This is a genomic window from Rathayibacter sp. VKM Ac-2760 (genome assembly GCF_009834185.1).
GTDB lineage: Bacteria > Actinomycetota > Actinomycetes > Actinomycetales > Microbacteriaceae > Rathayibacter.
The window spans coordinates 3,693,274-3,714,776 of the sequence record NZ_CP047173.1; the positions used below are offsets into that span (position 1 = coordinate 3,693,274).

The window sequence follows — 21,503 nt, forward strand, 5'->3', positions numbered from 1 at the left end:
TCAGCCGTCCCAGCCGCCGGGGAGGTCGCGGATCACGCTCCAGCGCGGGTGCAGCTGCGTCGCCGCGCCGCCGTCCCACTCCCGGCTGTGGAACCAGGGCGCGTGCACCTCGGCGGTGCGGTGCAGGTGGGCGCTGAGGTAGCCACCCCAATAGGAGAACGTCGAGTTCGCCAGCACCAGCCGGGGCGAGGCGGCCAGGAGCGCGAGCTGCGCGGTCGCGAGCGTGCCCGGGGCAGGCACGCGCACGTCGATCCCGTCGAGCACCCGCGCCAGCTTGAGCCGGCACCAGTCGAGGTCGTCCGAGACGAGCAGCACGCTGCGCACCTCGGCCCGCTCGCGCGCGGCGGCGAGCGCGACGCCGACGTACTCCACCACGTCGAAGGCGTAGCGGCCGCGGAAGGCGGGGACGCTGTAGTAGTCGCCGCGCCGGACGTTGATCGTGAGATCGGCGACGGGCGGCGAGGCGGCGACGAGGCCGGCGAAGGCCCCGCCGAGCACGTGCCGGTCGAGGAAGGCGCCGAGCTCCTCGACCGTGAAGTCCGTGCCGAGCCGCTGATACGCGCTGTGCGCCTCGCGCGGGCTGGTGAACCGGACGTCCTCGGGCCGCACCGCGAGCTCGTCGACGGCGAGCACCGCGGCCCACTCCGCCGACCGCGCCGTGCTCCGCACCGCAGCCGCCTCGCCCCGCGCCCGCCGCGCCGCGGCCTGCAGCCAGAAGTAGAGGAGGTTGCCGCCGCCGAACGCCTCCGGTGGCATCAGGACCGTCGTCCCGCGCCGGCGCAGCGGCGCGAGGACCGCCGCTCGCAGGTCACCGGCGCTCATCACCGGCGCACCGCCGAGCGGCCGAACGTGCGCAGCAGATGGAAGGCGAAGGCTCCGCGCCGTTGCGCGCCCCGCCGCGCCGCGGTCAGCATCCGCAGCCTGGTGCGCCACGGCAGATCGCTGCGCCCGGCGCGCTTGGCGAGCTCCCACCGGACGCTCAGCGCCCGCTCGGCGGCATCCGGCGCCGCGTCCTCGTAGTGCCTGAGCGCGGCGTCCATCGCGACGAGGTAGCGGGAGTGCTCGCGATCGAAGCCCTGTGCGGCGAGCGAGCTGCTGAGCCGGCGGACGGCGACCAGCGGCTCCTCGACGTAGGAGAACCGGGATCCGCGGCAGGCGAGGCGCACCAGCAGCTCGAAGTCCTCGAAGAAGAGGGACTCGGCGTAGCCGCCGGCCGCCCTCAGCGTGCCCGTGCGCAGCAGGAGGGACGCCGCGGGGATCCAGTTCGACTCGAGGATGCACTCGGCGACGGTCTCCGATCGCGCCGGTTCGTCCGGCCAGGGGAACTCGACGCTCGACGAGGCGTGGAGGAGGCGGGAGTCGCCGTCGATGACGACCGCGTCGCTGTAGGCGAGGTCGGCGCCGGTCTCCTCGAGGAGCGCCAGGTGCCGCTCGAGGCGCGACGGCAGCATCAGATCGTCGGCGGACAGGTAGGCGACGTACTCGGTGCCGACCAGGGCGAGCATGCGGTTGAGAGTGCGGGTGAGGCCGACGTTGACCGGATTCGGGTGGAACTCGGCGAAGCCGGGATGCTCGCCGAGGTAGGCCGCGACGACCTCGCGGGAGTCGTCGGGCGAGGCGTCGTCGGCGATGAGGACGCGGTCGGCCGGCCGGGTCTGCGTGCGGATGCTGTCGAGGCACTCCGGCAGGTACGCCGCGTGGGCGTAGCCGACCACGATCACCGTGACCGCTCCGTCTCCGCTCACGACAGCTCTCCGCTCACGACAGCTCTCCGCTCACGTCAGCTCTCCCAGCGCCACCAGGTGCGCGAACGCAGCGTGCTCCGCCCGGACCTCGTCGAAGGTCCCCGCCCCCTCGATGCGGCCGTCGTCGAGGAACAGCAGGCGGTCCGCGCCGCGGACGGTCGAGAGCCGGTGCGCGACGATCAGCACGGTCATGCTCCCGTGCAGCGCGGCGACGGCCTTCGAGATCTCGTGCTCGGTCTTGTTGTCCAGCGCCGACGTCGCCTCGTCGAGGACGAGGATCGCGGGGCGCCGGTACAGCGCCCGAGCCAGGCCGATGCGCTGCCGCTGGCCGCCCGAGAGACGGACGCCGCGCTCGCCCACGCGCGTCTCGAGCCCGAGCGGCAGCTGCTCCACGAACTCCTCGAGCTGGGCGGTGCGGACCACCTCGCGCACGCGGTCGAGGTCGACCTCGTCGCTCGGCACGCCGAACGCGATGTTCGCGGCGAAGGACGCGTCGAGGAGGAACACGTCCTGCGGCACGACGCCCAGGCCTGCGTACCAGCCGGCGAGGTCCGCTCCGATCGGCCGCCCGCCGCAGAGGAGGCGGCCCTCGGTGGGCTCGAGCAGTCCGAGCACCAGGTCGAGGAGGGTGCTCTTGCCGGCACCGCTCGAGCCGACGAAGGCCGTCGTCGCGTTCTCCGCGATCGTCAGCGACACCCCCCGGATCACGTCGCGGTCGGAGTCGGGGTAGCGGTACGAGACGTCCTCGAGCACGATGTCGCCGCGGAAGCGCCCGCCGCCGCCCGGTGTCTCGTCGTGCGCGCCCAGCGCCTCGAGCTCCTCGGCCGCGCCCTTCACGATCCCGAGACCGGCCTGACCGCTGCGGATGATGGCGAACGTGGCGGAGATCCGATTGAGCGTCGGGAGGGCGCGCAGCGACGCGGCCGCGAACACGCCCAGGACCGAGAGGGCCTCGGCCGACGAGCCCGTCGCGAGGAGGATCCCCGAGATGCCGATGATCGCGACCACGAAGCCGATCTCGAGCAGGTACTTGGGCAGCTCCGAGACGATCGAGAGCGTCCGCGAGGCCTGCGCGGTCCGGTGCTTGGCCGCGCCGAAGCCGGCGACGAGCCGCGACGCGCTCGAGGAGAGCCGCGCCTCGCGGAAGCCGTCGAGCGAGGGGAGGAGGAACTGCCAGGTCTCGAGGGCGGCCCCGGCCAGCTCCTCGCCGAGTCGCGCCTGCCTGCGGCGCAGCAGCGCCTGCACCCCGCCGAGCAGGACCGCGAAGAACACCGCGGCGAAGACGGTCGCGATCGGGGAGGCGACCAGCAGCACGCCGACGAGGGCGACCAGCACCAGCGCGTCCGAGGCGATCCCGAGCACACCGAGGAGCACGCCGGACGCCTGGACCGTCGAGTCGTTGATGTTGCGATAGACCTCGGACAGCCGGCGCGAGCGGTGCACGGCGTAGGGCGAGAGGACGTAGCGGCGCAGGAGCTCGGTCGACGCGTCGGCCGACACCCGGGTGGTGCGCCCGAGCAGCCACCAGCGGAAGACGATCGTGCCGATGCTCTTGAGCACGAAGACGACCGCGACGAAGCCCGCCACGATCGGGACGAGGGTCGCCACGTCGCTCGAGCCGATCGCGTCGGCGAGCACGGCGACCACTCCGGTCCCGGTGTCGGTGCCGGTCAGCAGCGCCATCAGCGGCACCATCGCGGCGACGCCGAGGGTGTCCAGCACGGCCAGCACGAGCGAGCCGGCGATCGCGGCGACGATCCACCCGGGCGACGCGGCGCCGGCGAGGGAGAGCAGGACCCCCAGACCCGGCCGGATCGATCGATCGGTCATGCGGCAGCCCTCCTGGCGTAGACGTCGGCGATGTCCGCGCACATCCGCGCGACGCTGCGCGGCGAGGCGGCCGCGGCCGGCTCCTCCCCCTGCTGACGGAGCGCCCGAGCCACGGCCGCGGGATCGGCGGCGTCGACGAGGGAGCGGCGGTCGAGGATCTCGGGGTTGCCGCCGACCGGGGTCGCGACGACGCCGATCCCGCGGGCGACCGCATCGAGGAGCGTGTACGAGCAGTTCTCCCAGACCGAGAGCTGGGCGACGACGTCGGCCGCGGCGAGCGCGCGCTCGGGGTCGACGAAGCCGGGGAACGCGACGGCGTCGCCGAGACCGAGCGCGGCCGCCTGCGCGCGCAGGCCGGCACCGAGCGCGCCCTCCCCCGCGACGGTCAGCGTCGCTCCGGGCACCTGCCGGCGCAGGACGGCGAAGGCGTCGAGCAGGGCGTCGATGCGCTTCTCGGGCGCGAGCCGCGAGAGGGAGAGGACGCGGAGGGAGCCGGCCGGGCGCTCGCGGGGGACGGTCGCGGGCGCCTCCACTCCGTTGAGCACGACGTCGACGGGCAGCACCGGGTGCCACTTCTGCAGCATCGCGCGGCGGGTGGCCTGCGAGACGGCGATCGCGCCGTCGAAGCGGCGCAGACGCGCGCGGTGAGCGAGGGCCATCGCGCGGGCCTGCGCTCCGGAGCGGTGGTAGACGGCGTCGGGGCCGGCGATGCCGTGCTCGGTGGTGAGCCGCCGGACGCCGCGCGGCAGCGGGGTCGCGGCGCTGACGAGGTCGGCGTGGGCGAGGTGCGAGTGCACGATCGCGGGGCGCAGCGCCCGGGCCGTGGCGGCGAGGGTGCGGGCGGAGGCGGCGGGCCGGCGGCCGTGCCGAAGCGCCCGGTCGTCACCGCCGAGCCCTGCGCGCGGAGCCGCCGGGCGAGGGCGCCCTCGGGGCAGAGCACCACGACGCGGTGGCCGGGGACGCCCTGCCGCGCGACGTCGAGGACGTGGCGGGCCACCCCGCCCTCTTCAGGCACGGGGACCAGCCAGAGCGCGATCGGCGCGGCGCCGCCCGGCCCGGCGCTCACAGCCACTCCTCCAGCCGCTCGAGCGCCGTCCAGAAGCCCTCGCCGCTGTCGACGTGGCCCTGCCAGATCTCCGGGATGAACGGCACGCCCGGCGCGAGCACGTCGAGCGCCGTCGCGAAGGCCGGCCAGTCGATCTCGCCCTCGCCGATCTGCACGCCCTCGCCGTCGATCCCGGTCGCGTCGACGAGGTGCAGGTGCGCGCTCAGCGGTGCGAGGGTCTCGACCGCCGCCGAGAAGGCGAGGCCGAGGTGGTTCGCGGCGAGCTTGGTGTGCGAGGCGTCGAGGCAGAGCGGCGTGCCGGTGCCGCGCGCGAACGCGGCGGTGTCCTCCGGATCGACGAAGAGGTTGTGGAACTGCTGGCCGCCCATCAGCCACGGGTAGGGCGGCAGGGTCTGCGCGAGCACCCGCACGCCGCCGGTGTCGAGGCGGCCGAGCGCGTCGGCGATCCGCTCGTACATCGGCCCGCGCCGGGCGGGGTCGACGTGCGCGTGCCGGGTGAAGCCGCCCATCGTGACGACCATCATCGGGTCCTCGTCCTGCGTGAACCAGCGCGCGAGCGAGCGGGTGACGCCGATGGTCCGCTGCACCTCGGCGATCGAGCGCTCCCAGACGTCGGCGTCGAAGGAGGCGAGATCGACCAGGAAGTCGCCCGCGAACAGGTCGGGCAGGTGGGTGGTGAAGCCGCGCTGCTGTCGCCGGGTGAAGACGTCGTCGACGGCGATCTCGAGGTCGCGGTAGGAGAAGTGGAACTCGAGGAAGTCGGGGTTCGCCTCGCCGAGCAGCTCGGCGTGGTCGTGGTAGCGGACGGGCAGTCCCCAGGGCCGGCGGAAGGCGAACGGCCGGCCGGCCGGCGTGCTCGCGCGCAGGTCGCCCTCGAAGAAGAAGCCGCCCTCGGCGACGTCGCGGTGCAGGGTGCGCCCGAGCAGGCGCGGCAGCTCGTTCGGCTGCAAGCCGCGACCGGGGCTGCGGACCGCCACGTCGGCGGCGGCGACCGTCTCGCCGCTGCGGAGCGGCCGGGCGGCGACGAGCGACTTCGCCAGCGACACCCGGTTCATCGACTCGCCGGTGGAGACGCCGCGCGGCTCGGCCGTGCCGAGGGCGGACTCGATGTCGCGGATCTCGGCGACCATCCGCTCGAACTCGTCCGGCAGCAGCGAGACCGCGTGGTCGTTGCCCTCCAGCGCGCGGTCGACGGTGAAGTGCTTCTCGATGATCCGGGCGCCCCGCGCCACCGCGGCCACCGGCACGTGCCAGCCGCGCTCGTGGCCGGAGTAGCCGATCACGCCGCTGCCGATCTCGGCGAGCCGCTCGAGGTAGGCGAGATTGAGGTCGCGGTAGGGCGCGGGGTAGGTCGACTGGGTGTGCAGCAGCGCGTAGGAGGTGCCGAGCGAGCGCAGGAGCGCCACGGACTCGAGGATCTCGCTCTCGCGCGACATCCCGGTGCTCAGCAGCAGCGGCAGGCCGCGGGTGCCGGCGTCGGCGAGCAGCTCGTGGTTGGTCAGGTCGGCCGAGGCGATCTTGAGGCCGGGCACGCCGTAGTCGACGAGCGCCTGCACGCTCGGCGAGTCCCAGGGGGTGCAGAGCACGTCGATCCCGGCGTCGGCGGCGTGGTCGAAGACCTCGAAGAGGGCCTCGGCGGGCAGGGCGAAGCGGCGCAGCAGGTCGATCGTGTACTGCGCGCCGAGGTCCTCGCCCGCGGTCGAGCCTCCGCGCTGGCGGTAGAGCGAGTCGAGGTCGCGCAGCTGGAACTTCACCGCGTCGGCGCCCGCCGCCACGGCGAGGTCGACCAGGCGCCGGGCCCGGTCGAGGGAGCCGTTGTGGTTGTTGCCGATCTCGGCGATCACGAAGGCCGGGTGCCCGTCGCCGACCGGGTGCCGGCCGATCTGCAGCGCGGTGTCGCCCTCGATCGCGATCGCGACGAGGTGGCCGCGCGGATCGACGAGCGGCACGTGGCTGATCCCGTTCGCGCCGAGCAGCGCGGCGATCGCCGGCGCCGGGTCGTCGGCCGCCGCGGTCCGCACGGCGGTGTTCGCCACCGCGAGCACCGGGACGTCGAGCGAGGCGGTCGGGTTCGCGATGATCCAACGGCGGAAGTCGCCGTCCGAGACCGAGCCGCGGAGCACGCCGTGCCCGTCGACGCAGAAGACGATGCGCTGCTTGTTCGCGTTGATCTTCGCGAGCGCGGTCAGCACCGGGTCCTCGGCGAAGACGATGTAGGGCGCCAGGTGGCGGTCGATGATCACGGTCGCCTCCGCTCGAGGTCGGGCAGCTCGAGGTCCGCGAGCAGGTGCTCGGCGACGACGAGGTCGTGCTCGGTGTCGATGTCGCCGCCCTCGACGTCGGCCATCACGAAGAGGCCGACCCGGCCGCCGATGCGGTTGCGCTGCCCCTCGTAGACCTCGGTCCGGGTGAGGTAGAGCGAGCCGGTCTCGCGGTAGAAGAACTCGGGCGCGGTCAGCTCCTGCCGGCGCGGGCGGGCGGCGACGTCGTAGTGCGGGAACGCGCTCTCCTCGCCCCGCGAGCGCCAGAGGAACGGGGTCTGCGCGACGACGCCGACGAGCGAGTCGACCCCGGTCTCGGCGAACTGCGCGACGGCGCGCTCGATCGTTCCGGGCAGGCGGATCGGCGAGGTCGCCTGCAGGAGCAGCACGGCGTCCGGCCGCCGCCCGAGCGCGCGGCGGTGCTCGATCGCGTGCAGCACGACCGGCTCGGTCGCGGTCTCGTCGCGGGCGAGCTCGGCGGGGCGGAGGAACGGCACGTCCGCTCCGGCGTCCGCGGCGATCCGGGCGAGCTCGGCGTCGTCGGTCGAGACGAGCACGTCGAGACCGGCGGCGAGCGCCTGCTCGATGCTCCAGACCACGAGCGGCTTCCCCGCGACCAGGCGCGCGTTCTTCCGCGGCAGGCCCTTCGAGCCGCCGCGCACGGGGATGACGCACAGGATGCTCATCGCACTCCTCCCTCGACGACCGCGAGCGCCTGGGCGGCGACCGCGGCGGCCGGTTCGACGACCGGCACGACCGGCGCCGGGGTCGGCGGCCCCTCGCCCCAGCGCGAGAGCCCGTAGCGGCCCCAGAACTCGCGCACCCAGGCGGGCGGATCCACGCAGGTCACCCACGCGGGCGTCCCGGCCGCCGCCGCCTCGAGCACGCCGGTCGAGAAGACCGAGGCGACGGGTCGGTGCTGCGCGGCGAGGTCGCCGCCGACGAGCACGCGGATGCCGCTGCGGCGCCAGGCCGCGTGCTGCCAGCGCGAGCGCCGGTCGACCTCGGCCGGGTGCGGGCGGTAGTCGGCGCCGGTCTCGCGGCAGAAGCGGCCGGCGGTCGCGGCGGCGATCCGGCGCGGGAGCTCGGCGCCGTGCAGCTGGCCGAGGAAGAGCGGGCGCTCCTCGGTCACGGCCGTGCGGGGGCGCTGCGCCGCGGACCAGAGCAGCTGGCTGCCGACGACCGCGGTGGCGACGTCGGTCCGCCCCGAGCGCCAGAAGTCGGCGTCGGCGGCGGAGAAGGCGAGCAGCGTCGCTCCGGTCGGCAGCGGCGGCGCGAACGGGGTGAGCAGGCCGTGCTGCACCACGAGGAAGCGCGCGCCGGTCCGCCCGGCCCAGCGGAGCGCGGTCGCGCCGACGCGGAGGTAGTGGCCGGTCGCGACGACGGCGCGCAGACCCCGCAGCTCGGTCGGCAGGGGGCCCGGGTCGGGCAGCGGCCGGGTGGTCCAGGCGCCGGGCAGCAGCGCGGTCACGTCGCCGGGGGCCAGCACGGCGACGGGGTGCTCGCCGAGGTGCGCGAGCGACGCGGCGGTCGCGGCGACCGCGCTGGCCGTCGACGCCTCGACCGCGAGCAGGATCGACGGCTCGGCGCCGCGCAGGTGCAGCACGAGCGGCTCGGGTGTCGACGGGCGCAGCCGCGCCCGGACCGCGCGCAGCGGGTCGCGGCCGCGCTGCCAGCGGCGCCAGCCGTCGAGGTCGTCGGCGTGCCTCAGCCCTGCGCGATCGCTCACCCCTACCGTGCTCCTCAGCCCCACAGTGCCCTCACCGCCCGCATCCGGTGCACGAAGGTGTGCTCGGCCCGGGTGCGCGCGGCCGCCGCGTCGCGCACGCGGTGCGCCCAGAGCGGGTCGGCCTGCGCACGCCGGACGTGCTCGACGAGCTGGTCGCGGCCGTCGAAGACGAGCACCTCGCGCCCCACCTCGTAGTGCTCGGCGATGTCGGGCCGGTCGAGCAGCGCGAGCGCGCCGACGCCCGGCGCCTCGAAGGCGCGCATCGACAGCCCGCCGTGGCCGTCGCCGTGGATCGCCAGCGTCGCGATCGAGCCGGCCATCACGCCGTAGTACGCCGAGCGCGGGACGTCGCCGTGCGCCCGCAGCCCCGCGCCGCGCAGTCGCCCGGTGCGCACGACGTCGCGCGGGTGCCGCGACCACTGCCGGCCGAAGACCTCGACGTCGACTCCGCTCGCCGCGAGCTCGCGCAGCACCCGCTCGCGCTCGGGGTAGCGCGCGCCGATGAAGGTGACCGCGGCGGACGGGCGCGGGGTGAAGCCCAGGAGCGAGTCGAACGCGTCCGGCAGGTGCGTGGCGGCGATCCCGGCCGCGCGGAGGGTCGCGACGTCGCGCGGCGAGTAGCTGGCGATCGAGACCCCGGCCGCGGCGAGCGCGCGCAGCCGGTCGAGCCCGAAGCTCATGTTGGCCAGCTCGTCGTAGAGCCAGAGCACGACGGGCGCACCGCCCGCGGCCAGCGCCGCCCACCACTCCTCGCCGAGGGAGTCGCCCTTGACCACCAGCACCGCGCGCGGCGCCGTCTCGCGCAGCGCCCGGACCGCCCGCTCGGTCTCGGAGCGCCGCGACCAGCGCCGCAGCCGGGAGCGCGGGAAGCGGTGGGCCACGGCGTCGCGCAGCCGCACGACGCCCGACGTCTCGTCGTAGCGGTGCACGACGACGTCCTCGCCGAGCGCGACGAGGGCGGCCTCGATCGCCCGCCAGTAGTCGTGGAAGACGGGACTGACCACCAGCACGGGCCGGCTCACCTCGCCGCCGTCTCGGCCGCGGCGATCAGGCGCAGCTCGCCGCGGAAAGTCGCGAGCGGGCGGACCGTGCGGCCGGCGAGCGCGCGCACGGCGTTCGCGCCGAGGTTGACCACCGACGCCGCGCGGAGCGACGCCGCGAGCGCGCCCGGGCTCGCCCGCCACTTGCGGGCGTAGCGCAGCCGCGCGGTGAGCAGCCAGACCAGCCGCCGGGCGGGATCGGAGGAGCCGCCGCCCGCGTGCACCGCGACGACGCCGCCGGTGAACACCGACGGCACGCCGCGCGCGCGCAGCCGACGCTGCAGGTCGACCTCCTCGCAGTTCATGTGGAACGACTCGTCGAAGCCGCCGATCGCGCGGAACTCGTCCGTCGGCAGCAGCATCGCCGCGCCGATCACCCAGTCGACCGGCAGCGTCGCGCCCTCGACGCAGCGGGCGTCCTGGCCGACCGCCGCGCGCAGCCGCGGCCGCCAGCGCGCGAGCGGGGTGAGCCACTCCACCACGTAGTGGCCCAGCCGCGGGAAGCGGCGGCCGACCCACTGCGGCTCGCCCGCGCCGTCGCGAAGGGCGGGTGCGACCACGGCCGGCAGCCACGGGGTGCCCGCGGCGACGAGGTCGCGGAGGAAGGTCTCGCCGATCTCGAGATCGCTGTTGAGCACCAGCAGCAGCGGATGCGCCGCCCGGGCCGCGCCGCTGTTGACGGCGGCGCCGAAGCCGCCGTTGCGCTCCCGACGGACCAGCACGACGCCCTCGCGGGCCGGGAACGGGAGCGGCGAGGCGTCGTCGACGACGAGGATCTCGTGCTCCGGCGCCCCCACCTGGCCGCGCAGCTGCTCGAGCAGGACCAGCGCGGGGGCCGGATCGCCGTAGTGCGGGACGACGATGCTCACGCCGAGCGCTGCCCCGTCCCGCCCGGTCACGAGGCGACCGCCCGGCTCTCGCGGGCGAGCCGGAGCGAGCGCCGGGTCGGGAGCACCGCGGGGCCGGGCCGGGCCGGGACCGCGGGCAGCGCGCCGAGGGCCGGCAGGATCGCCCGCAGCAGTGCGTCGATGTCGTCGACCGCGGCCGCCGCGACGGCCGCGCCGCGCCCGTGCGGGTCGGCGAAGTCGTCGTCGGCGCCGAAGGGGGCCGTGTCGCGCGCGATCAGCTCGCGGAGGTCCGCTCCGGGGGTCGCGAGCGCCAGCCGCGCCGCGCGCCGGATCGTGCTGGTGCGCCGCGCCATCGGCGCGAAGTGCTGGGTGACCCATTCGCGCTGCGCCGACTCGAAGGCGAGGACGACGTCGGCGTCCTGCAGCAGGCGGCCGTCGGCCTGGCGGGCGCGGTGCTCGGTCGCGGAGAGGCCGCGGGCGCGGAGCGCGTCGGCCAGGTCGGGGTCGAGGGCGCGGCCCACGGGAGCGTGCGTCCCGGCGCTCGCGACCCGCCAGGCGGCGGAGGGGCCGAGCACCTCGGCCGCGAGGCGCTCGGCCGAGGGCGAGCGGGCGACGTTCGCGTGGCAGAGCAGGAGCAGCCGCGCGGTCATCGCGCCGGCCGCCGGAACGACGCGGGGACGTCCGCCTTCGGCGCGGCGCGGACGACGTGCTCGGTGGAGCGCGCGGGCTCGACGGTGCGGGCGGGCCCCACGGCGCGCTCCGGCTCCGCGATCCGCTCCGGCTCCACGGCACGCGCCGGCTCGGAGGGCCGGACCGCGGGGAGGGAGCGGGCGGGCTCCTCCCCCGCGCTCCGGCGGCCGTTCGACCGGCCCCGACCGCGGCCGGCGTCCGGCTCGGCGTAGTACGGGTTCTTCCGGTCGTAGTAGTAGGAGTAGCCCGCGTCGCCGTCCTGCGCCGAGACCATGTTCAGCACGGTGCCGAGCACCCGGCCGTGGACCTGCTGCACGATCCGCCGAGCCGCGGTGACCTCGGGGCGGCGGGTGCGGTTGGAGGCGACGACGAAGACGATGCCGTCGACGACCGTCGCGACGATCGAGGCGTCGGTGACCGGCAGGATCGGCGGCGCGTCGACGATCACGAAGTAGTCCTCCGCGAGCCGCTCGATCAGCGCGCGCATCGCCGAGGAGCCGAGCATCTCGGACGGGTTCGGCGGGATGTGCCCCGCCGGCAGCGCGAACAGCCCCTCGGTGGCGGTCGGCCGGATCGCGTCCTCGACCGGGATCTGGTGGCTGAGCACCTCGCTGAGACCGACGGCGCCGTCGATCCCGAGCAGCTTCGCGACCGTCGGGCGGCGCAGGTCCGCGTCGATCAGCAGGGTGCGCTGGCCGGAGTCGGCCATCACCCGGGCGAGACCGGACGCGATGGTCGACTTGCCCTCGGCCTGGTTCGCGCTGGTGATCACGACGCTGCGCGTCTCGTCGTCCACGCTGGAGAAGCGCAGCCCGGTGCGCAGCGCGCGGAAGGCCTCGGCGGTGATCCCGTCGACCGCCCGGCCCCGGCCGCCCCGGTCCCGGCCGCCCTGGCCGCGGCCGCCCCGGCCCTTGCCGATCTTCGGGATCCGGCCCAGCACGCCGACGCCGAAGAGCGCGGTGAGGTCGTCCACGGTCCGCACCCGGATGTCGAGGGCGCGGCGCAGGATCGCGACGGCGAAGCCGAGCACGAGCCCGCCCGCGGCACCGAGCAGCAGGTTGCGCAGCCAGTCCGGGCTCGTCGGCGCGGAGGCGGGCTCGGCGTTCTCCAGCGGCACCACCGTGATCCCCGGGGTCCGGTCGGCCGTCGACTGCGTCTCGATGTCGGCGATGACCTCGGCGAGCGCCGCGAGCGCTCCGTTCGCGAGGGCGGCCGCGTTCTCCGGCGTCGACGCCGCCGCGGTCACCTCGATCAGGGTGCTGCCCGGCGCGACGGCCGCGGTCAGCCGGCCGTTCAGGCGCTCGCCGCCCGGGTTCGCCTCGGGGTCGGCCTCGATCCGCTCGTAGACCGCGCTGCTCGAGATGAGCGGCAGGTAGGCGTTCGCCCGGGTGACGGCGGTCTGCGCGCCGCTGATCGCGTCGGCCGAGCTGCCGTCGGTGGCCGCGATGACGAAGCCGGCCGACTTCGACTCGTAGACGCGCGGGGTGACGGCGGAGAACGCCGCCACCGCCGCCACTCCGACGACGACGGCGATCGCGAGGATCTTCCAGTTCCGCCGGATGAAGGCGATGAAATCGACGACGGTCACTGCGCGCCTTTCTCCGTCCGAGTACTTCTCCGCCCCGCAGGAATCCCGGGACGCAAGCATTTCGCGTCAGGCTAGCAATGCCGCTCTCCGACCGCGCAGGAGGATTCCGCCGCACGAGGGCGAAGTTCTGCGAGTATTCCGGCATGGGTCAGGAGAACGAGAGCGCCGATTCCGGCGGCAGCGCCGTGGACCTCGCGGCACCACGCAGAGCGTCCCTCGGCGCGGCCTTCCCGATAGCACACTCGGCGCGGATCATCGATGCCGCGCTGATGGGGATGATCATCTATCGACTCTCCCTTCCTTTCGTTCCCGGCACTGTTCCGGCCGCCCAATCGGCGATTGTCGGACTGCTTCTCATCAGCCTTTTCCGCCGGCCCACGCGCGCTCTCCGGTCGGTCGGCTGGTATCCCTTCCTCTGCCTCGGACTCCTCGGCTTCGTCGTGGCGATCTCGACCGCGAACGGGCTCGATCTCGAGCGCCGGGCCGGCAACATCGGGCTGCTGATGCTGATGGCGGCCTTCCTCGCCAGCGGCCGGATCGATCTCGCCTCGGCCCTCAAGGGCATCGGCGTCGCCCTCACTCTGAACGCGGCCCTCTTCGCCGCGGGGATCGCTCCGGACGCCTACCAGGGCGCCCTCACCGGCTATCTGCAGGACAAGAACGTCGCCGGCCTCTACTACGGCGTCGCGGCCCTGCTCATCACGGCGACCACCTCGCGGCAGTGGCTCCGGATCGCCGTGCTGGTCGCCGGGGGCCTCGCGGTCGTCGCGACCGACTCGCGCACCTCGATGGCCGCCTACGCCTGCGGACTGCTCTGGCTGCTGGTGACGCCGCGGCTGAGCCTGCTCTTCCGAGCGCTCACCGGCGTCGGCATCGCCCTGCTCTTCGTCTGGGCCGAGGCGAATCTGTCCACCGCGGGCGTCTACGGCGTCGAACGCGCCGGCTCCGACGCCCTCCGCGAGAGGATCCTGCAGGCCTCGTTCGACCGCGTCGCCCTCGCGCCGTGGAGCGGCGGCGGCCTGGGCACGGCGACCGCCGACGTCGACGGCGTCACCTGGTTCTTCCACAACTCCTACCTAGCGCTGCTCGCCGAGGGCGGGGTCGTGCTGTTCGTCGGCGTCCTGGCCGTCTACGCCGTCGCGGGCTTCGGACTGCTGCCGCGGCGCCCCGGCACGCACGGCCGCCACGTGGTCGGGGCGGCGACCGTCGTCGTGCTGCTCTGCGCCACCCAGCTCGGCGAGGTGTTCTTCGCGCCGATGTCGTTCGTCGTCGTCGGCGCGGGGCTGGCGCTGCTCGCCGAGCGCGAGCCCGCCGAGCCCGCGCACCCCGGGCCCGCGCACCCCGAGCTCTAGCGCCCCGTCACCTCGCGGAGCACCGCCCGCACCTCGGCCCACATCCGCTCGGCGTTCGCCTCGGCCAGCACCCGGGCGCGGCCGGCCTCGGCGATCCGGGCCCGGCGCGGGTCGTCGCCGAGCGCCGCCTCGATCACGGCCGCGACGCCCGCCGGATCGTGCAGCGGCAGCCCGAGCGCCGTCACGCCGTCGTCGAGGTAGTCCGCCATCGCCGCGGTCCGCGTCACCGCCACGGCCGTGCCGCAGCCGGACGCCTCGAGCAGCACGCTCTGCCCGGTCGGGTAGGCCCGCTCGTGGGTCGGCACGACCACCAGCGCGGCGTCGCGCAGATTCTCGCGGTGCTCGCCCACCGGCACCGGCGCGTGCAGCAGCACGTTCGGCGGCAGCGCCAGGCCCGCGATCCGCTCCGGCATGGTGAAGAGGTCGAAGCGCCGGTGCGGCAGTCGAGCGGCCGCGGCGACGAGGGTGCCGAAGTCGCGGCCGCGATCGACGCCGGCCGCGAGCACCTCGAACCGCTTCGGCCGCTCGGGACCGGGCGCGTAGTAGTCCGCGTCGACCCCGAAGCCGATCGGGACGACCCTGCGCTCGTCGACCCCGTGCCGGGCGAAGACCTCGCGCTGGTTCGCGCTGAGCACGAGGATCCGGTCGACGCCCGCGGCGGCCCGGAGCACCCGGCGCCGCCGCTCCGGTGTGCCGGTGCGCAGCTCCTCCGCCCACCAGCAGGAGAGCACGACGAGCGGCGTCCGCGCGTACGGCGGGAGGCCGGCGCGGCGCAGTAGCGCGGGGAACTCGGCCTCCGGCTCCAGCACCGCAAGCACCGCGTCGGCCGACGCGACCGCGCGCAGCGAGCGCAGCTGGGTGTCGAGCGCGAGCCCGGAGCGGTGCTCGGCGACGTCGCGGAGCTTCACGTGCGCGGGCCGGGCCGCGTGCCCCTTGGCGAGCAGCCGGGTCTCGGAGTCGCGGAGCAGATCGGCGCGATAGGGCAGCCGCCCGCGCAGATACGGCTCGCCGGGGCGGGCGAGGATCGAGGAGTGCTTGAGGAAGAGACCGAGAATGCGGAGCGGGCGGGAATCATCCCTGGCACGGGTCATGAAAGAGAAGACCTCTCCGAGAAGAAGTCGGGACTTCTCGGACCTGATTCGCGATGAGTCATTCCGCCCCCTTCTCCTCGAGACTGCGCAGAAATTCCCGCACTCTTCTCCGGCCCGCTTCCGGCGAGAACTCCTCGCTCCAGCGCGCGTGCCTTCCGGCCGTCTCCGCGAGCCTTTCCTCGATCGTCGCGCCACGCAGAGCCGCGGCCAGCATCCCGGCGTCTCCCGCCGGAATCCTGTCGCTGATCGACGGACCACTGACCTCCATCAGCGCACCGGCATCGCTCACCAGCACCGGCAGCCGGGCGGACATCGCCTCCGCGACCACGAGACCGAACGATTCCGGCTCGACCGAGGGCACCACCACGAGGTCCACCCGCGCGAAGAAGTCGGCCGGCGCGAGCCATCCCGGCCGGTCCACGAGCGCCGCGACCGGCGCGAGAGCCGCCTCGACCTCGCGGCGCGCCCGCTCCGAGACGAACCGCGGCTCGCCGGCCAGCAGCAGGCGGTGGGCGCCCGGCTCCGCCGCCTCGAGCAGCGCGAGCGCCTCGGCGAGCACGACCACGCCTTTCGCGACGGAGGGACGGCCGAGGAAGCCCAGCACGGTGACCCCGTCGCGCTGCTCCCGCCGCCCGGCCGGCTGGACGGGCGCGCACCAGTTCTCCAGCACGCTCGCCCCGCGCACGGCGGCGGCGAGGAACCGCGACGGCACCACCGTGGCCAGCGCCCCCGCCCGGGCGAGCGGCACGAGTGCCCGCTGCGCCCCGTGCGGGAGCTGATGCAGGTGCACCACCCGGCGCCCGCGCCCGGCGGTCGCGACCGCGGGCACCAGCCCGTTGCACCAGAGCACCCCCGCGCGCGAGGACGCGTCCCAGCGCCGCAGCGCGCGCATCCAGCCGCGGCGGCCCGACGCCTCCAGCTCGACGACCCGGTGCCCCGCCGCCCGGGCCGCGGCGACGAGCCGGCCCGGCTGCGAGGGGCCGACGACGGTTACCGCGACCCCGAGCTCCTCGAGTGCCGCGGCGAGGCTCAGCAGCATCACCTCGCCGCCGCCGATGTCGCCGTTGTTGGTGGCGAGGACCACGCCGTCGCGCCACAGACCGTCGCGCCACAAACCGTCGCGCCACAGGCCGTCGCGCCACAGGCCGTCGCTCATCCGCCACTCCCCGATCGATCCGCGCCGCACCCGGGCCCGGACTGCTCCCCACGCTAGGACGACCGAGCGCGCCGCGAGGGCGACTGGGATACTGACCGGATGGAGCTCGTGACCGTTCTCTTCGCCGAGGAGGCGGTCCCGCTGCTGACGGCGTTCGTGCACCGGCGGGCCGAGTCGGCCGGGCTGCGCGCCCTCGTGCTCAAGGGCCCGATCGCCGACGCGGACGGGCTGCGGCCACCCCGCGCCTCGGGCGACGTCGACGTGCTCGTGCCGCCGACCGAGCTGGCGGCCCTGCTCGCGCTGCTCGCCGAGGACGGCTGGACCGCGCGCCCGTGGCCGGACGGGCCGACCCTCGCCGAGAAGCACTCCCGCAGCTACCGGCACCCGGACTGGCCGGTCGACATCGACGTGCACTGGCGCTGGCCGGGGTTCCTCGTGCCCCCGGCCGAGGCCTTCGAGAGCCTGTGGGCCCGCCGGCGGACCGTCGAGATCGCGGGCCGGCCGGTGGCGGCGATCGGGGTCGTCGACATGGCGCTGGTGCTGGCGCTGCACTCGCTCCGGGACGCCTGGCAGATCACCGATCCGCGGCACACCGGGCCCTCCGACTACGAGCTGCTCGTCGAGGCGGTCGCCGCCCGGTCCGCCCTGCACGCCCCGCTCGGGCGCGTCGCGGAGTCGCTCGGCGCCGTGCCGACCGCCGCGCCGTTCCTGAGCGCGCTCGGCATCGAGGCCCGGGCGGGCGATGCTCCGGCCGAGGAGCTGCGCGCCTGGCGGCTCGGCGCGGTCTGAAGCACGCGGCCGCGGGCTGGGTCGAGGCCCTCCGCGCCGCCCCCTGCCGCGCGCGCGCCCCGCGCTGCTGCGCCGCGCCCTGTTCCCCTCCGCCGCCGCCGCCCTGCGCGCCGCCGACCCGAGCATCGGCCCGAGCCGCCGCGACGTCGCGGCGGGCTGGTGGCGGCGCTTCCGCCGCGGAGTCCGCACCGCTCCCGAGGCCTGGCGGCTCCTGCGGCACGCCGACGGCGCCGACGGGACCGCCGCATGAGCGCGCGGGAGCTCACCGTCGCGCCCTTCGGGCTCGGCGTGCGGCTGAGCTTCGACGAGACCGTCCCCGACGCCGTGATCGCGTCGGTGCAGGAGTCGTGGAGTGACGTGACCGACGTCGCGGAACGCCCGGGCACCGCGCACCGCATCGCGATGACCGAGCCCGTGGGGATCGCGGGCGTGATCGCGCAGCCGAGCGAGGAGGCGCTGGCCGAGCACATCGGCGCGGCGCTCACCGTCGCCGCCGCCGACGCCTGCCGGGGGCGGCTGCTCAGCATCCACGCCTCCGCCCTCGCCCTGCCCGACGGGCGGGTCGTCGCCTTCACCGGGCGCCCCGGGGCCGGCAAGTCGACGCTGATCAGCCTGGCGGGCCGCCGCTACGGCTACGTGACCGACGAGACGGTCGCCGTCCGGCGCGACGGAACGGTCCTGCCGTTCCGGAAGCCGATCGCCCTGCACGCCGACGGCTCGGGCTGGAAGCGGCACCGCTCCCCCGCCGCCTCGGGGATGCTCCCGCTGCCCGAGGCGCCCCTGCGGCTCGCCGGCCTGTGGCTGCTCGCCCGCGACCCGCACGGACCCGACGAGCCCGAGCTCGAGGACGTCGGCTTCGACGAGGCGCTGCGCGCCCTCCTGCCCGAGCTGAGCTGGTTCGCCGAGCTGCCCTCGGCGCTGCACCACCTCGCCGACCTGGTCGACGCGATCGGCGGCGTGCGGCGGCTGCGCTACCGCGAGGCGGAGTCGGTGCTGCCGCTGCTCGTGGGCGTCGGCGAGCCCGCGGCCGTCCAGCGGACGGAGCCGGGAGTTTCGGCGAACGCTCCGGCAGCGCCCGGCGCCTTCCGCCGCGATGCCCGCACCGAGTGGATCGAGCGCGACGGCGTCGTCTCCTGCCTTCGCGGGAGCCTCGTCGAGTCGCTGACCGGGATCGCCCCAGCGCTCTGGCGCGCACTGGGGCACCCGGCGACGCTCGAGGAGCTGACGGCGGCCGTCGTCGCCGAGCACGGCGCCCCGCCGGAGGGCGAGGCGCAGGAGCCGGTGGCGGCGGTGCTCGCCGAGCTGGCCGAGCGCGGGCTGGTCGAGCGGACGGCCTCCCCGGACTGAGGCCGGGCGGCGCGTCCTCCCCCCGGAGAGCGCGCCGCCCGCACCGTGCCGCCCGAACGGCATCACCCGATCAGCACCACCCGATCAGGACTGTGGACAGCCGGCTAGGGCTGTGGAGTGTTCTCGCCGCCCGACCCGCGGGCGAGGAACAGGTCGAGCAGGTTCGCCGCGCCGACCGCCCGGATGTAGAGCGCCGCGACGTCGAATCGGCCGACCGGCAGGCTCTCGAAGGCGGCGGGGCCGGTCGGGTTGGTCGAGCGGTTCTGCGCGTTGACGTCGATCTGGATGAGGTCCCGCAGGGCGTTGAACAGCGGGGTCAGCAGGAGCGTCTGCAGCGACGAGACGGCTGTCAGGAGCGTCCCGTTCAGCACCGTGTTCAGGAGTCCGTTGACGGTGGTGGCGACCCCTCCCGTCGCGTTCCGGAGCACCGTGCCGTTGAGAACGATGTTGTCCTGAATGCGGGCGGTGAGGGTGCTGACCAGCGCTGTCGTGAAGTTGGTGACGGCGGCCGTCGGCAGCGTGAGGTTGTTGTCGACGAAGAGGGTCGAGTTCGGCGGCAGGCTGTTGAAGTAGGCGGCATAGGTGCCGAACGGGACGTTGCCCGGCTGGCCCGGCGCCGGCCCGAACAGCGACAGGAGGTCGATCGTGATCGTCGCGGGCGTGACTCCGAGCTGCGCCTGGATCGGCTGCCCCGCCCCGGGGATGTTGCCGTCGAAGATCGCAGCGCTGTCGATGACGATGGTGTTGAACGGAATGGCGTTGACCGTGTTCTGCACCAGCGTGAGCACGTTCGACACGAGGGTGACGATCGCCCCGAGCAGCGGCGACGCCGCCACCAGGTTCAGCCGTCCGATCTGGTAGTCGCGCACGACGGTGGTCGCGGTCGGCACGCAGAGCGAATCGAGCAGCGCCCGGCCGATGAGGGCGCCGATCTGCAGCCGCAGGTCGGTGACCTGCCCGACGAGACCCGCGGCGGGCGATCCGGCGAGACCGGTGAGGATCGTCCGCAGGTCGAGGGTCGCGAAGTCGGGGAAGGTCGCCGCTCCGGGGTTGTCGAAGACCAGGGCTCCGCCGTTGGTGACCGCGCCCGATGCACCGCGCACCTGCCCGTTGATGTTGGCCTGCGCGTACTGGTTCAGGACGCCGGCGTCGGCCGGTGCGACGATCGAGAGGATGCTGGAGAGCAGGCGGGTCGTCCCGCCGATGTTGACGTTGATCGAGTTGAGGGCGGAGACGTCCGCCGCGCCCGTCCGCAGGTCGACCGGACTGCCCTGGTCGGGCGCGAGAGCGCGCTGCCCCTGGAGTTCGACCACGTTGTCGAGGTTGATCCCCACCAGGAAGCCGCTGAGGAGGATGCCGCGCGCCTGCGCCCGGAACGTCGTCCCGTCGGGGAAGCAGCTGACCGAGGCCGCGGAGGCGGACTGCGCGGCCATGATCGCCGGCACCGACCAGGCGGCACCCGCGACGACCGTGCGCCGGGCGACCCCGAGGCCGTTGCTCCCGTTGCTCCTGGTCTTCTTGCCGCTCATCCCAGTGGATTCGAGCGGAGTGGACTCCGTCATGTGCGGCCCTTTCCGGGGGATCGACAGATCACCCTCATGGTGGTGTCGGAGGCGAATCTAACGAAGGAATTCCGAGGCCAGTGCCTCTGGCGGATTTCTACTTCTCCTGGCGGCGATGCGCGGGAGTCGCGAATGGGTGAGGATCGATTGTTCCGACAGCAGAGGACGGATGAATGCCGCGACTCGATCCCCGTGCGCGTCACTGGCGCCGGCACCCCGACGCCGCCTTCGTCGACCTGCACGGGCGCGTCCTCGTCCTGCCGCTGGCAGCGTCGCCGCTCGGCAGCCCGTACGCGATGCGGGCGAGCGTGGCGGAGACCTGGCGGGCCCTCGGCGACGAGGCGCAGAGCTTCGCCGAGCTCGCCGACCGGCTCGCCGAGCTGCACACCGTCGCGGCGGAGGAGATCGCCGACGACCTCGCCGGGATCCTGACCGAGATGGAGCAGCTGCTGCTCGTCGAGGGCCTCGAGGGCCCGGAGCACCACCGATGAGGGCCAGCGTGATCGTCCCCAGCTACGCCGGTGCCGCCCGCCTGCCGCGCCTGCTCGCCGCCCTCGCCGCGCAGTCGCACCCCGAGCTCGAGGTCGTCGTCGTCCTCGACGGCGTCGTCGACGACAGCGAGCAGGTGCTGCAGCGCTTCCCCGTCCGTCGCGTCGTGCTGCCCGAGAACCGCGGTCGCTCCGCGGCGCTCAACGCCGGCTTCGCGGCGGCGACGGGCGACGTGCTGATCCGCTGCGACGACGACCTCGAGCCGGCCCCCGGCTGGGCCGCCGCGCACGTCGGCGCGCACGTCGCTCAGCACGGCACCGAGCCGGTCGGCGTCGTCGGCCTCTGCCCGAACGTGTACCCCGACTCGGCCTACGCCCGCGCCTACGGTCGCGACGCCGACGCCCGCTTCCGCGCGCACGCGGCCGCGGTGCCCCCGGCGAGCGCCTGGCGTCTCTGGGGCGGCAACGTCTCGGTCACCCGGAGCACCTTCGACCGGGTCGGCGGCTACGGCGCCGACTACCGCGAGTACGGCTGGGAGGACGTCGACTGGGGCTACCGCCTGCACCGCCTCGGCCTGCCGGTGCGGCTCGAGCCGGGCGCCGAGGCCGCGCACCACGGGGCCTCGACGAGCACCGTGATCCGCAGCCGACGCGCGTTCCTCTCCGGCGCCGCGCGGCGCACCTTCGAGCGGCTGCATCCGGAGGCGAGGACGCCCGAGGAGGCGCCGGCCGGCCCCTGGGACGCGGCCGTCCGCGCGCTCGCCCGCGTCGAGTCGGAGGCGCGGCTCGCCCGCCTCGCCGCCGGAGTCGACGCCGTCCTGCCCGCCGTTCCGCGGGCGATCGGCCGCAAGCTCGTGGCGCTCACGGTCGAGTCCGCGGCGATCGCCGGCTACCAGCGGGCCGGCGCGCGACGTGCTTAGG

At 75.1% G+C, this 21,503-nt stretch carries 20 protein-coding genes; 5 read left to right on the forward strand and 15 right to left on the reverse strand.

The genetic code is table 11. The features are described 5' to 3' along the window. From GSU72_RS16975 to GSU72_RS21860, 12 genes are all read right to left on the reverse strand, one after another. On the reverse strand, positions 1 to 822 hold the full coding sequence (locus GSU72_RS16975) for an alpha-1,2-fucosyltransferase (RefSeq protein ID WP_159986086.1): 822 nt from the start codon (positions 820 to 822) through the stop codon (positions 1 to 3). After that, positions 822 to 1,745: a glycosyltransferase gene (locus GSU72_RS16980; protein WP_159986087.1), complete on the reverse strand. Its 924-nt coding sequence runs from the start codon at positions 1,743 to 1,745 to the stop codon at positions 822 to 824. Before GSU72_RS16980 ends, GSU72_RS16975 begins: the two co-directional genes overlap by 1 nt. Positions 1,746 to 1,775: 30 nt before the next feature. After that, entirely contained in the window at positions 1,776 to 3,575 is a 1,800-nt protein-coding gene (locus GSU72_RS16985) for an ABC transporter ATP-binding protein (RefSeq protein ID WP_159986088.1), read from the reverse strand. Beyond that, a complete protein-coding gene (locus tag GSU72_RS16990) occupies positions 3,572 to 4,510 on the reverse strand; it encodes a glycosyltransferase (protein WP_244256144.1) in 939 nt (312 codons plus the stop codon). The genes GSU72_RS16985 and GSU72_RS16990 overlap by 4 nt, the downstream gene beginning before the upstream one ends. 127 nt (positions 4,511 to 4,637) lie before the next feature. Next, positions 4,638 to 6,884: an N-acetylneuraminate synthase family protein gene (locus tag GSU72_RS16995; protein WP_159986089.1), complete on the reverse strand. Its 2,247-nt coding sequence runs from the start codon at positions 6,882 to 6,884 to the stop codon at positions 4,638 to 4,640. Continuing rightward, positions 6,881 to 7,588, reverse strand: a complete 708-nt coding sequence (locus GSU72_RS17000; RefSeq protein WP_159986090.1) for an acylneuraminate cytidylyltransferase family protein — start codon at positions 7,586 to 7,588, stop codon at positions 6,881 to 6,883. Before GSU72_RS17000 ends, GSU72_RS16995 begins: the two co-directional genes overlap by 4 nt. Next, positions 7,585 to 8,631, reverse strand: a complete 1,047-nt coding sequence (locus GSU72_RS17005) for a hypothetical protein (protein WP_159986091.1) — start codon at positions 8,629 to 8,631, stop codon at positions 7,585 to 7,587. The genes GSU72_RS17000 and GSU72_RS17005 overlap by 4 nt, the downstream gene beginning before the upstream one ends. A 14-nt stretch (positions 8,632 to 8,645) precedes the next feature. Next, positions 8,646 to 9,653: a glycosyltransferase gene (locus tag GSU72_RS17010; RefSeq protein ID WP_159986092.1), complete on the reverse strand. Its 1,008-nt coding sequence runs from the start codon at positions 9,651 to 9,653 to the stop codon at positions 8,646 to 8,648. Next, positions 9,650 to 10,540: a glycosyltransferase family 2 protein gene (locus tag GSU72_RS17015; RefSeq protein ID WP_244255864.1), complete on the reverse strand. Its 891-nt coding sequence runs from the start codon at positions 10,538 to 10,540 to the stop codon at positions 9,650 to 9,652. The genes GSU72_RS17010 and GSU72_RS17015 overlap by 4 nt, the downstream gene beginning before the upstream one ends. Positions 10,541 to 10,566: 26 nt before the next feature. Further along, the gene (locus GSU72_RS21695; RefSeq protein ID WP_159986094.1) at positions 10,567 to 11,169 is read right to left on the reverse strand and encodes a hypothetical protein; all 603 of its coding nucleotides are present in this window, start codon (positions 11,167 to 11,169) and stop codon (positions 10,567 to 10,569) included. Then, complete coding sequence (locus tag GSU72_RS17025) at positions 11,166 to 12,797, reverse strand: polysaccharide biosynthesis tyrosine autokinase (protein ID WP_159986095.1); 1,632 nt, start codon at positions 12,795 to 12,797, stop codon at positions 11,166 to 11,168. The genes GSU72_RS21695 and GSU72_RS17025 overlap by 4 nt, the downstream gene beginning before the upstream one ends. Positions 12,798 to 12,945: 148 nt before the next feature. Then, positions 12,946 to 13,080 carry a hypothetical protein gene (locus tag GSU72_RS21860; protein WP_279631692.1) on the reverse strand — a complete coding sequence of 45 codons (135 nt, stop codon included), beginning with the start codon at positions 13,078 to 13,080 and terminating at the stop codon, positions 12,946 to 12,948. 157 nt (positions 13,081 to 13,237) lie between these two features. On the opposite strand from GSU72_RS21860, the gene GSU72_RS17030 reads away from it, so the two are divergent. Beyond that, positions 13,238 to 14,149 (forward strand): O-antigen ligase family protein, encoded by a 912-nt coding sequence (locus tag GSU72_RS17030; RefSeq protein ID WP_159986096.1) that lies wholly within the window; start codon positions 13,238 to 13,240, stop codon positions 14,147 to 14,149. Here the strand turns inward: GSU72_RS17030 and GSU72_RS17035 are convergent. After that, complete coding sequence (locus GSU72_RS17035; RefSeq protein WP_159986097.1) at positions 14,146 to 15,240, reverse strand: glycosyltransferase family 4 protein; 1,095 nt, start codon at positions 15,238 to 15,240, stop codon at positions 14,146 to 14,148. The two genes, GSU72_RS17030 and GSU72_RS17035, sit on opposite strands and share 4 nt — an antisense overlap. A gap of 58 nt (positions 15,241 to 15,298) precedes the next feature. After that, positions 15,299 to 16,396 (reverse strand): glycosyltransferase family 4 protein, encoded by a 1,098-nt coding sequence (locus tag GSU72_RS17040; protein WP_159986098.1) that lies wholly within the window; start codon positions 16,394 to 16,396, stop codon positions 15,299 to 15,301. A 99-nt stretch (positions 16,397 to 16,495) separates the two neighbouring features. Between GSU72_RS17040 and GSU72_RS17045 the strand changes: the two genes are divergently transcribed. Continuing rightward, the gene (locus GSU72_RS17045) at positions 16,496 to 17,185 is read left to right on the forward strand and encodes a nucleotidyltransferase family protein (protein ID WP_159986099.1); all 690 of its coding nucleotides are present in this window, start codon (positions 16,496 to 16,498) and stop codon (positions 17,183 to 17,185) included. A gap of 246 nt (positions 17,186 to 17,431) precedes the next feature. Further along, positions 17,432 to 18,532: a PqqD family protein gene (locus tag GSU72_RS17050; RefSeq protein WP_159986100.1), complete on the forward strand. Its 1,101-nt coding sequence runs from the start codon at positions 17,432 to 17,434 to the stop codon at positions 18,530 to 18,532. A gap of 104 nt (positions 18,533 to 18,636) precedes the next feature. Here GSU72_RS17050 and GSU72_RS17055 read toward each other — a convergent pair whose 3' ends face one another. Continuing rightward, on the reverse strand, positions 18,637 to 20,061 hold the full coding sequence (locus GSU72_RS17055) for a choice-of-anchor G family protein (protein ID WP_208545091.1): 1,425 nt from the start codon (positions 20,059 to 20,061) through the stop codon (positions 18,637 to 18,639). Between the two features lie 206 nt (positions 20,062 to 20,267). Between GSU72_RS17055 and GSU72_RS17060 the strand changes: the two genes are divergently transcribed. Then, on the forward strand, positions 20,268 to 20,585 hold the full coding sequence (locus GSU72_RS17060) for a PqqD family peptide modification chaperone (RefSeq protein ID WP_159986102.1): 318 nt from the start codon (positions 20,268 to 20,270) through the stop codon (positions 20,583 to 20,585). Next, positions 20,582 to 21,502 carry a glycosyltransferase family 2 protein gene (locus tag GSU72_RS17065; protein WP_159986103.1) on the forward strand — a complete coding sequence of 307 codons (921 nt, stop codon included), beginning with the start codon at positions 20,582 to 20,584 and terminating at the stop codon, positions 21,500 to 21,502. Before GSU72_RS17060 ends, GSU72_RS17065 begins: the two co-directional genes overlap by 4 nt. Position 21,503 lies beyond the last annotated feature (1 nt).